Consider the following 16,403-nt stretch of genomic DNA (forward strand, 5'->3'; position numbering starts at 1 on the left):
TTATCAAAAAAAAATCCTGACAAAAAATTGCCAGGATTACAATATAATCTCTTTAAACTAAACCATAACCAAATTAAAAGAAACTAATATTTACTTATAATAATTTTTTTAAACTACTATAAACTGCTAATTCAACATCAGCTTGTTTTTTAGAATTGCATTCTTCCAATAAAACATTCAAAACAATTGGATTAAGAGTTTGTTGATTATCGAAACGCAATAAAAACTGTTTTGATATGTCACTTAAACTTTTAGACAATGGCAATAAGGGTTGAATAAGCGGTGCATTTGTACTTAACCGTACTAAATCAGTATTCATAGTGATCCATTTTTCAAAAAAATGAGTAACTTCTTTTTGATTTTCAATGTTTTTATCTTTCAAATATTTATTTACTGCGGTATCAAAATCAATAGCATCTGATGCATCTGAAGAGCAAGCATCGGCAAATAAACTTAGAGGAGAAAACATAAAGTATTTTTTTCCACCACCATTTCGTGTATAGTTTTTAAGTGGCTCGCATACATTAGTAAAGTCATTTAAAGCTATAGTATTTTGGTTATTGCTAATATTTCTTAATATCACTTCTTTGTTTCTAATGTGAGTAATTCCCAATTCCTCTAGTCTAAAAGAAACGGTTTTTAATCTTTTGCGTAAGCTAACCATATCAGTCACACTTTCATCCGACCATAAACGTTCAGCAATTGCAGCAGTTCTTGGCCAAATTCTGGAATCAATATTTAAGGGAGTTACAAGTTCACTCCACATTGCAGCTTCTCCACCTAATATCATAGCTTTTTCTTCTGGAGTTAATAAAACTGTTTTAGAAATTGGGTCGTTTTTATAATGACTTTCAAGGCTGAGCATTAAATCAATATAATATCCGTTTGACAAAACTGTTTTGTAGCCATTTTTTGCCGCTGCAATTAGGGAACCCCCAGAAGCTAAACCTTCATTAGTTCCTCTCCATGCATGAATAATGGCGTCTTTGGTCATGTCTTTGGTCATTATTTCTTCCCAACCCATCACATTTTTCCCATGTTTTTTCAACATTGGAACCAACTGCATATTAAAATATGTTTGCAAATCATGATTATTAGCCAGATTGTGTTTTTTCTTAAACTCTTGTATTTTAGGATTAGCATTCCATTCTTTTCCATTGTTCTCATCGCCACCTATATGGAAATAGTTAGAGGGAAATAAAGGGCAAACGGCATCAAAAATGGCACTTAATACTTCATATGTCTTAGGATTCGTAGGGTCTAATGCAGCATTAAAAATACCTGATCTCCTTTCTACAGCATATGATCCAACTCCGTTATCAATTTTACTTCCTATTTCTGGAAAAACAGATAAAATGGCCGATGCGTGTCCTGGAACATCAATTTCAGGAATAATCAATATTCCTCTATCATCAGCATATTTTACAATCCCTTTAATTTCTTCTTGTGTATAATAATTTCCATCAGAAGCTAATTCATGCAACTTGGGGAAGTTTTTCATTTCAATTCTCCATCCTTGATCATCTACTAAATGCCAATGAAAAACATTCATTTTCATAGCAGCCATGGCATCTAAATTTCTTTTAATAACATCAACTGGTTGAAAATGCCTTGCTGCATCAATCATTAAACCTCGCCATGTAAAACGCGGCGAATCTGTAATATTTACTGATGGAAAATAAAATGCTGTTCCATCATTTTGAAGCAATTGCAATAGGGTTTCTAAACCATGTAAAGCCCCTAGATCAGTTTCGGCATTGATTACTATTTTATTTGAATCTATCAAAAGTTGGTAACTTTCATTCTCATTTATTTCTATTTTTCCAGATCGAGTACAATTGATTTGTAATTGTGCTTCGGGAACCTCATTGATTTTAGTCAAAAAATCTTGTTCAAAGAATAAACCAGTTCTTCCGTCTAATCGTCGCAAAAATCGGGTTGCCCCAATAAAAATTCGAGGATTTGGATTCCCAGTAATGTTCACTTTAAAGTTTTTGCTTAAAGCAAAAGTTCCTGTGTTTAAATCTATGTTTTGAGGCCACGGCATTAAATCTAATTGCTCTTTTTTAATTTGAGCACTGGAAATAAAAACAGATAGTAATAAAAACAAAATGTACTTCATAAATTTTAATAATAAAATGGAACAATTAATTAATAATCGAAACGTTTAAACGCTTCAATAGCTTCATATTCAGCAAGACCTAAATCATCATACAATTTTGCTGTATTTTTATTTCGGTCTTCAGCTCTAACCCAAAACTCTCTGGAATCATTTCCTTGAAACATAACGCGATCCTTTTGTGACTGGTGGAATAAAATAGCATGTCTTTTTAACATCACTTCATCTGGGCTCAATGGTACCGCCATATCAATTTCATGAATATCCCATTCGTGCCAAGCGCCTCTATACAACCACAACCAACAATCTTTCATGTAGGGCTCTGGTTTTAATTCTCCCATCGCTGCAAAAATAGCATTCAAACATACTTCATGTGTTCCATGTGGATCAGCTAAATCTCCCGCTGCGAACACTTGATGTGGTTTAATTGTTGCAATACTATTTTTTACAATTGCAACATCTTCAGCTCCCAATGGCTTTTTCTTTATATGACCCGTTTCATAAAATGGCATATCTAGGAAATGAGTGTTTTCATCTTTTAAACCAATATATCTTGTAGCTGCATAAGATTCACGTCTTCTAATTAGTCCTTTTAATTTTCGAACTTCTAAAGAATCGGCTTGATTTTCTTTTTTATTATTTATAAAATTAATAATTGATTTAAAATTAATTTTTGATTCCTCTACTCCAACAAAATCATTACATACCTCAGCAAATTTCAATGCTTCATCATCCGTAACTGCAATGTTTCCCGAAGTTTGATATACAACATGAACATCATGTCCTTGTTTTATCAATTTAGAAAATGTTCCTCCCATAGAAATTACGTCATCATCTGGATGTGGGCTAAAAAGGATTACCCTTTTTTGTGCTGGATTAGCACGTTCTGGTCTATTGGTATCATCCGTATTTGGTTTTCCACCTGGCCACCCTGTTATAGTGTGCTGCAAAATATTGAACATATTTATATTCAAATCATAAGCAGAACCCTCCAATGCCAAAAGATCTGACATCCCATTGTTATTATAATCTCTATCTGTTAATTTAAGTATCGACTGTTTTGTTTTTTGACACAACCATACAATAGCTTTGCTTTGCAATTCTTGAGTCCAAATACACTCTCCAACCAACCATGGTGTTTTGAAACGAGTTAATTCTGATGCTGCCGATTGATCTAATACAAAAGTGGCATTAGTATGATGTTGCAAAAAAGTAGCTGGAATTTCAGAACTTATATCGCCTTGAATAGTACGTTTTATAATGTCCGCTTTATTTTGACCCCATGCCATTAATACAATTCGTTTTGACCTAAGAATTGTAGAAACTCCCATGGTAATAGCTCTTTTAGGAACATTATCAATACCATTAAAATCAGATGATGCATCAACCTTAGTAATATGGTCCAATGTAATTATCCTTGTACCTGAATTAATATGTGAACCAGGTTCATTAAACCCTACATGTCCAGTACGTCCAATTCCCAATAATTGAAAATCTAAACCTCCAGCATTTTTGATGTTCATTTCATAATCAATACAATATTGATTTAATTCATTTATAGCAACTGTTCCATCAGGAATATTAATATTCTCTGGTTTGATATCTATATGATCAAAAAGATGTTGATGCATAAAATAATGATAACTCTGATTGTTTTCTTTTTTCATTGGATAATATTCATCCAAATTGAAAGTAACAACATTAAAAAAGCTAAGGTCTTCTTCTTTATGCATTCGTACCAACTCGTCATATACTTTTATTGGAGAAGATCCTGTTGCTAAACCAAGAACACAAATTTCATTTTTTTCTTGTTTGAATCTAATTAATTGCGCAATTTCTTGTGCAACAACTACAGAAGCTTCTGCAGAGTTTTTAAAAATTTCATTATGAATTTTTTCAAATCTGGTTTCTTCAAACTTACCTACACTTTTGTAACTAATATCAGGTTTCATTTCTAAAGCACTTTTCATTTTTATACTATTTTATCTAACTTAAATTTATAAAGATATGAATTTTATAAAAAGGTATAAGCAAATCAAATACTTATACCTTTTAAATTTAATCTTTTTTTTTCTAGAAGTTTCCTCCTACTTTATCCCACCAAAGTCTTGTTCCACCATTGTCAAGTCCTCCAAGTTTGGCAACTCCTGTAGCTACTCCACCTGCATTACCGTCTTTTTCAGCTTGAACAAAATTTAACCTTCGTACTCCAAGATTAGTATCAATTTTACCACCACTTGTGTTTTTAAGTACGGGCAATAATTTTGGATATCCAGTTCTTCTATAGTCTGACCAAGCTTCTTGCCCTTCAGGAAAACCTGCAATCCATTTTTGTGTAATAATTTTTTGCAATTTAACTTCATTGGTTCCAGCAGCATTCCAAGCAACTGTAACATTGTTTAAAGCAGCTCCATTATTTACGGGAAAATTGGGATCCACATAAGCCTTAGCTGTTTTTATGTTATCAGCAATATAAGCCGCTGCACCAGAAGCTCCCAGCTGACTAAACGAACTTGATATACCTGATTCATATAAACCTTGTGCGTCACCAGCCATATTCCAACCTCTTAGTGCCCCTTCAGCTCTTAAAAAATAAACCTCGGCTGTTGTCATTAAAACAATTTCTTTTGAATTTACAATTGGTCCAATACCTGAAAAATCAACATGATCCGCTTTGGCTGCAATTTCAATTCCTGTGCGAACTCCTTTGTATTGTCCTGGGAATTGTACTGCTGTTTTAAAGAAAACGGCTAACCTAGGATCAGCATAACCGCCCATAATGGACTCCATATCAGCTGACATACGAATGTCACCCCAAGCATTGCTTATTGTAGCAATTGGATTATTATAAACTGGCGATACCACTTTGAATAAATCATCATTAGTTGTCATTACACCAAATTTTTGCGAAATTGCTTTTTCTGCTTCAGTTTTGGCTAATGTCGGATTTACTTTTACAATTCGCATCGCCAATCTTAATCGCAATGAATTAGCAAATACAACCCATTTTTTATAATCTCCTTTGTAACCCGACAAATCTGTAGTGACAAATGTAGAAACTTCATTTGCATCTACTCTTGTTGTTAAATCAGATACTGCAAAATCCAATTCTTTAAACATTAAATTATAAACCTCTTCTTGAGAATCATATTCAATAACTGGGTCAGTAGTTCCAAATTTTGAATATACAATTGGTCCATAAGTATCTGTTACTCTATGCATCCCTTCCACTTTCAAAATCAAAGACAATGCATAAAATTGATCGTATTTGCCTTTTGCTTTCTGTTCTACTGAATAGGCATTGTACATAACATCACTGTATGCAGCCCCCCAGGAGAAACCATTCCAACCGTCTACTAAATCATATGTAGTATTATTTGACCCTCCTGCAAAACCGGTAGGTGTTGCCATATATCCTGACCAAATATCTCCCTGCAAACCTTGTTGCACTTGGTATTTCCACTCTGGAGTAAGAACTAAGATATTATTAAACATAGGGCTAAAAGAACCTTTAATATGATTAAAATCTTGCTCTAGTAATTGTTGGGTAATACCGTTTGGATTTGTATTTATTTCTTCAAAATTATCTGTACAACTTACTGCTGCGAGTAAAGTAGCGCAAATAGCTGCTTTTTTTATAGTATTTAATTTCATGATTTTTTAATTAGAAAGTTACATTTAAATTAAGACCAATACTTCTTGTAGATGGCATTCCATAAACATCAATACCTTGTAAACCCTCACCAGTACTTAATGAAATATTTGGGTCAAAAGGAGCGTCTTTATAGATAAATCCCAAATTTCTTGCTATTAGCGATAAACTTGCAGCTTGTAAAAAAGGTAGCTTATTGGTATTAAATGTATATCCTATTGAAACTTCTCTTAAACTTACATTGGTAGCACTATATACATATTCACCAGTAGCACCTGCTCTACCTCCAGTTTGTTTATAATAACTCTCTGTTGGGTATTTTCCCGCATACGCTGTTCCATCAGGATAAACTGCATTGATTGTAACTCCGCCAGCATTTCTCGCGTCACCTGTTATTTTAGAAACACCAAACTCATCATTTATAGCCTCTGTTAAACTCATTACATCACCACCAAATCTTGCGTCGATTAAAACGTTTGCAAAGAAAGAACCAAATTTAAAAGAGTTTGAAAAACCTAACATAAAGTCAGGATTGGAATTTCCTACTTCTTCAAAACCCGTTTTTTGAATTGTTCCATCTGAATTCAATAACACTCTTCCTTGTTCATCTCTTTTAATGTTTACTCCTTCAATAACCCCAAACGGTTTTCCTTGTTCCAATACATATCTGTAATTGTTAACACCTGCTTCGGTCAAGATTACTTTCCCTCCTAGTTCAGTTGGGATCTCCTTAACTGTGTTTTTATTAATGGAATAGTTCAAAGCAGTATCCCAAGAGAATTTATCTGATTTAATTATTTTTCCAGTTACAACGGCTTCAAAACCTTGATTTTTGATACTTCCAGCGTTAATACCATAGTATTTTACTCCCAAAGGATTTGTAGGTGGTGCAAGTATTTGTAAGTATTGATGTTTAGTCTCTGAGTTATAATAAGAAAACTCGAAACCCAATCTATTATCAAACATTCTCCATTCTGTACCTATCTCTATTTCTGATTTTAATTCTGGTTGCAATGAACCTCCTGGTCTTGGCGCAACTACTGGCGGTTTATTACCCTCAGCAGTATATCCATAGGTTGGCGAAGTAACAAATGAAAATATATCATTTCCTACTTGTGCATAGGTAGCTCTAACTTTTCCGTAGTTAATAAATTCTGGCAAAGTTGTCATTTCACTAATAATTCCAGTAACACCCACTGAAGGATAAAAGAATCCTGAATTATTGGTATTTACTAATGTAGAAGACCAATCGTTTCTTGCAGCTAAATCTAAAAATAACATGTCTTTGTAACCAAAAGTAGTTGCCGCAAAAACTGATTGCACTTCTTTGGCAGCATCTAATGTTTGTAGATTACCCGCATTATTAACAAAATTCCCTAATGTAAACCAGTTTGCAATTTGTAATCCTCCACCAATACCAGAATCTAAAGTAGTTCTTTGATTCCCTATTGTATTAGTTATACTTGTACCAACATTTGCGTTAAAACTAATATCTGTATTCAAATCTGTATTGATTGTAGCAATAAAGTCAGCATATCGTTGTGTACTTAATGTATTTACGTTGATATACCTCCCATTTGCATGTGACAATGTACCCTGTGTTGTAGCATATATCTTTTTATCAAAACCACTTTCGGAACGGTTATAACTGTATCTTGAAGCAAGTGATAACCAATTATTCACTTTATAATCCAAAGCAATAGAACCATTAAAAAACTGATTCGTATCCTCAGACTTATTTCTATTAATTCCCCAGTACGGATTTTGAAGTATATCTCTATCCGTCATCCAGTTTTGTGCCATTAGATTTCTTGTGGGATCATAAACTTCAAAATTGTTTTTATATTCATTGAAATCATTTCCTCTAGGCATTAAATAAACACCTGTCAAAGGATTAAAGTAAAGTCCGTTAACTGGCTTATTAATGATTGTTTGAGTTGTATAATTAGCATTTGCGGCAACATTTAATTTATCATTGAAAAATTTAGCTGTCTGACGGATTCCAAAATTATTTTTTTTCAAATTGTTTCCTGGAATTATTCCTGCAGCACTTGTGTTAGCATACGATAAACTTGTTGATGATGCTTCAGTCGCAGAAGAAAAAGCCATTGAAGTAATTTGAGTACTTCCTGTATCAAAAAAACCTTTCACATGGTCATTTGAAGCTCCTTTTGCTCCCCAGGTTTCTTCACCGCCTTCAACTGCTACATAATCATTTTGAAATTTCGGTAAATAAGCAGCACTTTCAAAAGTGGTAACAGAGGAAACTTTAAAATTTGATTTTCCTTCTTTAACTTTTTTTGTAGAAAGTAAAATAACTCCATTTGCACCTTGACTTCCATACAATACAGAAGCAGCTGCCCCTTTAAGTACTGTCATCCCTTCGTAATCGTCTGGATTAATAAGAGAAACAACATCTCCTCCGTCACGGTTTCCACCTGCAGTATCACCAAAAGCATTATTTGGTTGACCTGAAGTTCCATTAAACAATGGAATACCATCGATAACATATAACGGTTGATTGTTACTCACTGATGAATTTCCACGAATTACAACTTTAGTAGATCCACCAGTTCCTCCAGCACTTTTAGTTACCGCAACTCCTGATATTTTACCAGCAATCGTGTTAATAATGTTAGCATCTTTTACTCTAGTTAATTCTTCTCCTTTTAACTCTTGAGCAGAATAGGTTAATGACTTTCTCGTTTTCTTAATACCCAATGAAGTTACAACCACTTCATTAAGTGCGTTAGAAGAAGCATCTTTCAATTGAACAGTAATAGTACTAGAGTCACCAATAGCAATATTTTGTGTTTCAAATCCTAAATAGGAAACTACTAAAGTTTTCCCTTTTTGAGCTTCAATAGAAAAATTACCATCTAAATCGGTAACACTTCCTTTGGACTCGCCTTTTACAACAATGGAAGCCCCTGGTAACGGCATCCCAGATGCATCAGCAACTGAACCTTTGATGATTTTAGACTGTGCAAGCGTAACTTGTGCAGTAAAAACCATCATAAAGATTAAAATAATTTGTTTCATAATTAAAAGTTTATGTTAGTTATTTCGTAAATGTATCAGTAAGAACATTCTCAAAAAAAAAAATTAAACCAACAGTACATTATTTTAAACCAACGACATTATTTTGTCTATAACAGGTTTTTTAGTAAAACACCATAAATGATTTTTCAATAAGGATTTCATTAAAAAACATATTTTTATGTAACAAAAACTGATTTATATTAAAAAAAATGACTAAAGTTGTACTTTTGTTATTAATCTGGACTTTCTGTATTTAAATTAAAGATGAACTAAGTGAGTGAATTAAAAGAACTAAAATTCGATATAAAACTGAAAAACCACTTATGGTTTTGGGGTATATACTTTTTATTAAATTTTTTGCGTTGGGGTGCTTATTTTAATGATTATGAGTACTCTTTTAAATCAAATATTATTGAATTTGCACTTCATATTCCATTAGTATATTTTAATTTATTTGTACTAATACCAAAATATGTAGTCAAATCGAAGTACATGAAATATACCATAGCTTTACTATTCAGTCTTACCATGGTCTATTTATTAAAAACGGGACTTACCTATTATATTATTTCCGAAAATATTTGGCCAGAAGCAAATAGAGAATACAAACCATTTGAAATAAACCATATAATAGCAGTATGTATTGGTGAATTATATGTTCTAGCAATGGCGTCTTCAGTTTACCTCACTTTAACTTGGTTGAAAGAAAGAGATAGAAACAAAACTTTGATAGAAGAGCAATTTAAAATAAAATTGAAATATTTAAAGAACCAGATTCAACCCCATTTTTTTTTTAATACTTTAAATAATCTCTACGCTTTATCTCTTGAGTCATCAGATAAAGTGCCAGATGTAATTATTAAGCTTTCCCAGTTGATGGAATATGTTTTATATGATATTGAAGAAAACACAGTTGTTCCATTAATTAAAGAAATTAATTATATTCAAAATTATATTGAAATTGAAAAACTTCGATTTGAAAAAATTGAAGTATCTATTAATATCGAATCTAATATTGATGATGTTATGGTGCCCCCATTATTATTAATTACACTTCTTGAAAATGCTTTTAAGCATGGAGGCATTAACAATCAAAACCTTAAAATAAAAGTCAATTGTAAAATTATTAATGGATCAATATTGCGTTTTGAAATCCTAAATAATTTTGTACTTTCACAAAACTTTAATCCCAAAATAGGCATTGGCTTAAAAAATACTAAAAAGCGATTGGAATTAATTTTCAAGAATAAATATACTTTAGACCATAAAATAAAGTTTAATTATTATATAATAAGTTTACAAATACCTATCAATAATGAAGATTAAATGTGTTATAGTTGATGACGAACCATTTGCGATAAAGGTATTGCAGAATTATTTTAAAAACTTTCCCGATTTTGAAATAGTTGCAACCTTCACAAATACGTTAGAAGCATTAAATTTTATAAATACGACTGCTCTTGATGTTGTTTTTTTAGACATCCAAATGCCTATTATGACAGGTTTTGAATTAATAAGGTTAATAAAAAAGGAACCCAAACCTAAAATAATCATTACAACTGCATATCGAGAATTTGCCGCCGAAAGTTACGACTTAGATGTATTAGATTATTTGATAAAACCATTACCTATAACTCGATTTATTAAGTGTATTAATAAAATTTCGACCGAAATTAACTTAAAAAACAATATAAAAATTGAGCCCTTTCGTGTAGAGCCACATTTATTTATTAAAGTGGATAAAAAAATGGTGAAACTAATTATTGATGAAATTTTATTTATAGAAGGAATGAAAGAATACATCAAGATCGTTTCCCTTGACAAGACTTATATTACTCATAAATCATTAACGTCATTAACCGAAGAATTACCTATCGACCAGTTTGTAAGAATCCATAAATCGTACACGATTGCTCTCAACAAAATAAAATTTATTGAAGGGAATAGAATACAAATTCATTCTTTCACTTTACCAATAGGAAGAAATTACAATAAAGAAGTTAAGAGTAGAATTTTGGAATAAATACAATAGGTAGGTTATTAAAAAAACTTGCTTTTCCTTGAAAAATAATCATCTTTTTTTAATAAAAAGTGATTATTACACAATTTAAATAATATTTATACAAAATTGTTTTTTTTTAATTTGCTTAACAAATATATTTACGCTCTTGAAAACTAAAAATTAATTAACCATAAAAAACTAATTCTTGAACAATTATGAATACAGAACAAACAAAGTCTAATAATTCCGCGCTTTATACACTTATTACAGTGTTTTTCTTTTGGGGATTTATTGGCGCATCTAATGGTGTTTTCATCCCTTTTTGTAAAGCCAAATTTGGCTTAGATCAATTTCAAAGTCAACTTATTGATTTTGCTTTTTATGGTGCTTATTACATAGGTGCAATTTTACTTTTTATATTTAGTAGCATATCAAAAAAAGATATCTTAAACGCTTGGGGGTTCAAAAAAGGAATTATTTATGGTTTACTTGTAAGTACTTTTGGAGCTGCATTGATGATATTAGCAGTAACGGAAGGAAGTTATTTGTTTATTCTTGGAGCTTTATTTATAGTTGCTTTGGGTTTCTCATTACAACAAACATCAGCACAACCATTTGCTGCTTCACTTGGAGAAGCACATACTGCATCCAGTAGATTGAATCTTGCTGGAGGAGTCAATTCCTTTGGAACTACAATAGGACCGATAGTTGTTTCTATCGCTTTGTTTGGTGTGATATCTGGAGTAGATATTGAAGAATTTGCACAAAAAGCTAATTCTTTGGATTCTATGAGAATTTTATATGTATTTGTTGGTGGTCTATTTTTATTGGCTGCAGCTTTATTCTTTTTCTCAAAAAAATTACCTGATGGAAAAAGTGATTCTACTTTTGAACCAGCTAGTAAAGCAATGAAAACTTTAATTGGTATTACACTAATTTTGATTGTTGTATTCGCCTATATCTTCTCTCGTTACGAAGATCCTGAATTTATCACTCGTTTTATTGAGAATAAAGAAAAAGATTATTTAGGTTTAGGTTTAACTGTTTCTACATTAGTAATTGTTGTATTTGGACTATTATTTGCAAACGTTACGGCACAAAAAAAATCAGAAGGATGGGGAGCAATGAAATACCCTCAATTAGTTTTAGGGATGCTAGCTCTTTTCACTTATGTAGGTGTAGAAGTAACGATCGGTAGTAATCTTGGTGAATTATTAAAAACTGCTGATTTTGGTTCGATTACAGGTCCTTCATTAGCACCATATATGTCAATGTACTGGGGAAGTTTAATGATTGGACGTTGGGCTGGAGCAATTTCAGTTTTCAACCCTTCAAATCAACTTAAAAAAATATTGTTAATCGTTATTCCTTATGTTGCTTTTGGAGTAGTTTTAGCAGCAAATGCAATTTCTGGACAAGATGTTACGCCATTGTATGCTTATGCATTTGTAATTGCATTTCAAATTGTAGGTTTCTTTTTAGGAAAAGATCAACCTTCAAGAACATTAATGATTTTTGGTTTAATGGGTATGATAGCAATGTTAATTGGATTATCAACTACTGGTACAATTGCTATTTTTGCTTTTATGAGTGGTGGTTTGTTTTTAAGTATCATGTGGCCTTCTATATTCTCTCTTGCTATTGCTGGATTAGGAAAATACACTTCTCAAGGTTCTTCATTCTTAGTAATGATGATTTTAGGTGGTGGTATCATCCCTCCATTACAAGGAAAGTTAGCTGATATTATTGGTATCCATGCCTCTTATTTCATTCCCGTTTTATGTTTTGCTTTCATTGCATTCTACGGTTGGAAAGTAATTGCTATATTAGAAAAACAAGGTATTGGACATGACATTGAAGTTGGTGGAGCGCACTAATTCCTTTTTCAAGAAAAAACTATTTTAATATAATAGCGTTTCAATTTTTAATTCAAAATAATAGAACCATCAAAATTTAATTTTGGTGGTTTTTTTTGGCATTAAAATTGATTTTAGATAATCAAATAAATACATTTGTTTAAACTATTCCTTATGAGAAAATCTTTACTCCTCCTTGCATTTATAATTATTTTTTCGGCTTGTGGCGTTAAGCAAACTCGCAATTTATTAACTTCAGGAAACTATGATGATGCTATTGATAATTCAATTTCTAATCTAAGGTCCAATAAAGACAAAAAAGGAAAGCAAGACTATATTTACATTCTTGAAGAGGCATTTGCAAAAGCAAAAGAACGCGATTTAAACACTCTTAATTTGTTGAACCAAGATGCAAACTCATCGAATTTAGAAAAAATTTATACTACCTACATAGGACTAAATATTCGTCAAGAAAAAATAAAACCATTACTCCCCTTAAAATTTATACCACAAGGAAAAAATGCTCGATTTCCATTTGATAATTACAACACACAAATTGTAGAAAGTAAAAATGCTTTATCACAATATTTATATGGTAATAGTAAAAAATTATTAGCGTCTAATTCAAAAATAGATTTCCGACAAGCTTACGACGATTTGGTTTACCTCAATCAAATAAACCCCAATTTCAAGGATGTTTTAAAATTAATAGAAGATGCCCAATTCAAAGGAACTGATTTTGTACATGTATTTTTGAGAAATGAAACCAATATGGTTATTCCAATTATTTTACAAAATGAGCTGTTAGACTTTAGCACTTATGGCATGAATGACAAATGGACCGTTTATCACAACAATAAACAGAACGGAATTAACTATAATTATGGCTTAATCATGAATTTTAGAGAAATTAACATCTCCCCTGAGCAAATTAAAGAGAAAGAATTTTTCAACGAAAAACAGATAAAAGACGGGTTTAAAACAGTTGTAGATAGAAACGGAAAAATAGTAAAAGACAGTCTTGGAAATCCAATAAAAGTTGATAATTTTAAAGCAATCAAAATTAGAATTTACGAATTCAATCAATTTAAAGCGTGTCAAATAACCGCTAAAGTTGATTATGTAAATCTAAAAACCAATCAATTATTAGAATCATTTCCAATTGCATCTGAGTTTATATTTGAAAATAGATATGCAACTTACAAAGGAGACAAAAGAGCTGCTGATATTGATTACTATAACTATTTTGACCGAAGACCATTACCATTTCCTTCCAATGAACAAATGGTATATCATACTGGTGAAGACTTGAAAGAAAAACTAAAAGCTATAATTACACAAAATAAATTCAGAAAATAAATAATCTTCAATTTGAATAGTACATTTTAGCAATGAAATATTAAAATATCGAGTTTTACTAACATTTTGCTAAAAAATTGTTAGAAAATATAAAATAAAGATTACATGTCAAAAATAAGTGTACTTTTGCACCAATGAATTATACAAGATTACATATAACATCTATCTCACGGATAAAACCAGCTAGTACTTCGCCCGAAGTACGGATACTATCTTTATAGTAGCCAAAACAAGTTTAGTTATATAGTATTCATTTTTCATTTTACCGTTTTGAAATCCCAACTGTTAAACATTGGATTATCATATCCTAAAAACAATAAAAAACAACATTCAATAACATTTATATCTAATTGTTATTCAATACTTTATTACTTTGTTTTTACATATAAATTCTTTAACTTTTGCTTCTCAAATTTAATTTATAGCTTATTTTTTAACCAAAAAATTCATCTTCTGAAATGAATATCTCTATTATTATAGCCCAGGAAGAACATTTTAAGTACGCACAAATTATATGCGATACCATAGAATCATCTGCCTTATTGAGAGGAACTGGAATTGCAAAACGTACTCCTGAATACATCCAAAAAAAGATGGAAAATAAGGATGCCGTAATTGCTTTAGACAATGGTGTATTTGCAGGCTTTTGTTATATCGAAAGTTGGCAAGACAGTAACTATGTTGCACATTCTGGATTAATTGTACACCCTGATTATAGAAATTTAGGTTTAGCCAAAAAAATTAAATCTAAAGTTTTTGAATACTCTTTAAAGAAATATCCAAATGCTAAAGTATTCGGAATCACAACAGGTTTGGCCGTTATGAAAATAAATTCAGAATTAGGATACAAACCCGTGCCTTTTTCTGAACTAACTACCGATCCAAGTTTTTGGAAAGGTTGTCAAACTTGTACGAATTATGAGATTCTAAAAAGCAAAGACAATAAAATGTGTTTGTGTACAGGAATGCTTTATGACCCGAAAGAAAAACAAAAGATCCCACCAAAGCATCCTTTTAATATCCGGATTTGGAACCGTTTAAAAAAAATTAAGCAGGCCCTTTTTTTGGAAGACTAAAAAGGAAATTAAAATAAAAATAAAATTAGCTAAATGAAACTAACACATTTAGCCCATAAAAGCTCAAAAATGAAAAAAGTAGTATTAGCATATAGCGGAGGTTTAGATACTTCATATTGTCTTAAATATTTAAAAAACGAAAAAGGATATGAAGTTCACACTGTATTAATTAATACAGGAGGATTTGATGATGAAGAATTAACAGCAATTGAAGAAAGAGCATATGAATTAGGAAGTGCACAACACGCAAACCTGACTATTGTAGACAAATATTACGATAAAGCTATAAAGTATTTAATTTATGGTAATGTACTTAAAAATAATACCTACCCTTTATCTGTAAGTGCCGAAAGAGTTTTTCAAGCAATTGAAGCAATAAAATATGCGAAATCTGTAGGTGCAGAAGCTATCGCTCATGGAAGTACTGGTGCAGGAAATGATCAAATTCGTTTTGACTTGATTTTTCAAACCATCGCTCCTGAAATCGAAATCATCACTCCTATTCGTGATTTAAAATTATCAAGACAAGAAGAAGTAGACTATTTATCAAAAAATGGTGTTCACTATTCTTGGGAGAAAGCACAATACTCTATTAACAAAGGACTTTGGGGAACTAGTGTTGGTGGTAAAGAAACACTTACTTCACACCAAGCTTTACCAAGTGAAGCCTACCCTTCTCAATTAACAAAAGAAGGCGAAGAAAAAGTAACTCTAGAATTCAAAAAAGGGGAATTGGTTGCCGTAAATGGAAAAGCAGATAAGCCATCCAATAATATTGTTGTTTTAGAGAAATTAGCAAACGCTTTCGCAATTGGTAGAGATACTCATGTAGGCGATACCATTATTGGAATAAAAGGAAGAGTTGGTTTTGAAGCAGCTGCTCCGCTGATTATAATTAAAGCACACCATTTATTAGAGAAACACACTCTAGGAAAATGGCAGCAATACTGGAAAGAGCAACTAGGAAACTGGTACGGAATGTTATTTCACGAAGGTCAATTTCTTGATCCTGTAATGCGTAACATCGAGGCTTTCCTTGAAGATACTCAAAAAACAGTTAACGGAACAGTTACGGTTTCATTAAAACCATACCATTTCTCATTGGACGGAATAGAATCTGCTAATGATTTAATGAATACTGGTTTTGGTCAATATGGGGAAATGAACAATGCTTGGACATCTGACGATGCGAAAGGATTTATTAAAATTCTAGGTAATGCTCAAAACATATTTTCATCGGTAAACAATGAAACTTACGAGTAAAAATTTAACAGTCGAAAGTCAAAAGTCATAAAGT

Annotated in this window: 10 protein-coding genes; 6 read left to right on the forward strand and 4 right to left on the reverse strand. The window is 31.6% G+C overall.

From position 1 onward, the window contains the following. Window positions 1-94: 94 nt before the first annotated feature. The 4 genes from AB3G34_RS06670 to AB3G34_RS06685 form a co-directional block, all read right to left on the reverse strand. Entirely contained in the window at window positions 95-2,122 is a 2,028-nt protein-coding gene (locus AB3G34_RS06670; protein ID WP_369753864.1) for a beta-N-acetylhexosaminidase, read from the reverse strand. Between the two features lie 29 nt (window positions 2,123-2,151). Continuing rightward, a complete protein-coding gene (nagB, locus tag AB3G34_RS06675) occupies window positions 2,152-4,089 on the reverse strand; it encodes a glucosamine-6-phosphate deaminase (RefSeq protein ID WP_369753865.1) in 1,938 nt (645 codons plus the stop codon). A gap of 103 nt (window positions 4,090-4,192) precedes the next feature. Next, window positions 4,193-5,773: a RagB/SusD family nutrient uptake outer membrane protein gene (locus AB3G34_RS06680; protein ID WP_367770107.1), complete on the reverse strand. Its 1,581-nt coding sequence runs from the start codon at window positions 5,771-5,773 to the stop codon at window positions 4,193-4,195. A gap of 10 nt (window positions 5,774-5,783) precedes the next feature. Next, on the reverse strand, window positions 5,784-8,813 hold the full coding sequence (locus tag AB3G34_RS06685; RefSeq protein WP_369753866.1) for a SusC/RagA family TonB-linked outer membrane protein: 3,030 nt from the start codon (window positions 8,811-8,813) through the stop codon (window positions 5,784-5,786). Window positions 8,814-9,305: 492 nt separating this feature from the next. On the opposite strand from AB3G34_RS06685, the gene AB3G34_RS06690 reads away from it, so the two are divergent. The 6 genes from AB3G34_RS06690 to AB3G34_RS06715 all read left to right on the forward strand — a co-directional run bounded on the left by AB3G34_RS06690 (window position 9,306) and on the right by AB3G34_RS06715 (window position 16,369). Then, complete coding sequence (locus tag AB3G34_RS06690) at window positions 9,306-10,139, forward strand: sensor histidine kinase (RefSeq protein WP_367770112.1); 834 nt, start codon at window positions 9,306-9,308, stop codon at window positions 10,137-10,139. Further along, window positions 10,129-10,836 (forward strand): LytR/AlgR family response regulator transcription factor, encoded by a 708-nt coding sequence (locus tag AB3G34_RS06695; protein ID WP_367753272.1) that lies wholly within the window; start codon window positions 10,129-10,131, stop codon window positions 10,834-10,836. The genes AB3G34_RS06690 and AB3G34_RS06695 overlap by 11 nt, the downstream gene beginning before the upstream one ends. Before the next feature lie 194 nt (window positions 10,837-11,030). Then, window positions 11,031-12,692: an MFS transporter gene (locus AB3G34_RS06700; protein WP_367770118.1), complete on the forward strand. Its 1,662-nt coding sequence runs from the start codon at window positions 11,031-11,033 to the stop codon at window positions 12,690-12,692. A 153-nt stretch (window positions 12,693-12,845) separates the two neighbouring features. After that, window positions 12,846-14,030, forward strand: coding sequence for a hypothetical protein (locus AB3G34_RS06705; RefSeq protein WP_369753867.1), 1,185 nt, complete (start codon window positions 12,846-12,848; stop codon window positions 14,028-14,030). A gap of 458 nt (window positions 14,031-14,488) precedes the next feature. Beyond that, window positions 14,489-15,106 carry a GNAT family N-acetyltransferase gene (locus tag AB3G34_RS06710; protein WP_369753868.1) on the forward strand — a complete coding sequence of 206 codons (618 nt, stop codon included), beginning with the start codon at window positions 14,489-14,491 and terminating at the stop codon, window positions 15,104-15,106. A gap of 69 nt (window positions 15,107-15,175) precedes the next feature. Further along, window positions 15,176-16,369: an argininosuccinate synthase gene (locus AB3G34_RS06715; RefSeq protein WP_367753280.1), complete on the forward strand. Its 1,194-nt coding sequence runs from the start codon at window positions 15,176-15,178 to the stop codon at window positions 16,367-16,369. Window positions 16,370-16,403: the final 34 nt, after the last annotated feature.

This window comes from Flavobacterium sp. WC2409, from assembly GCF_041200085.1.
Classification (GTDB): Bacteria; Bacteroidota; Bacteroidia; order Flavobacteriales; family Flavobacteriaceae; genus Flavobacterium.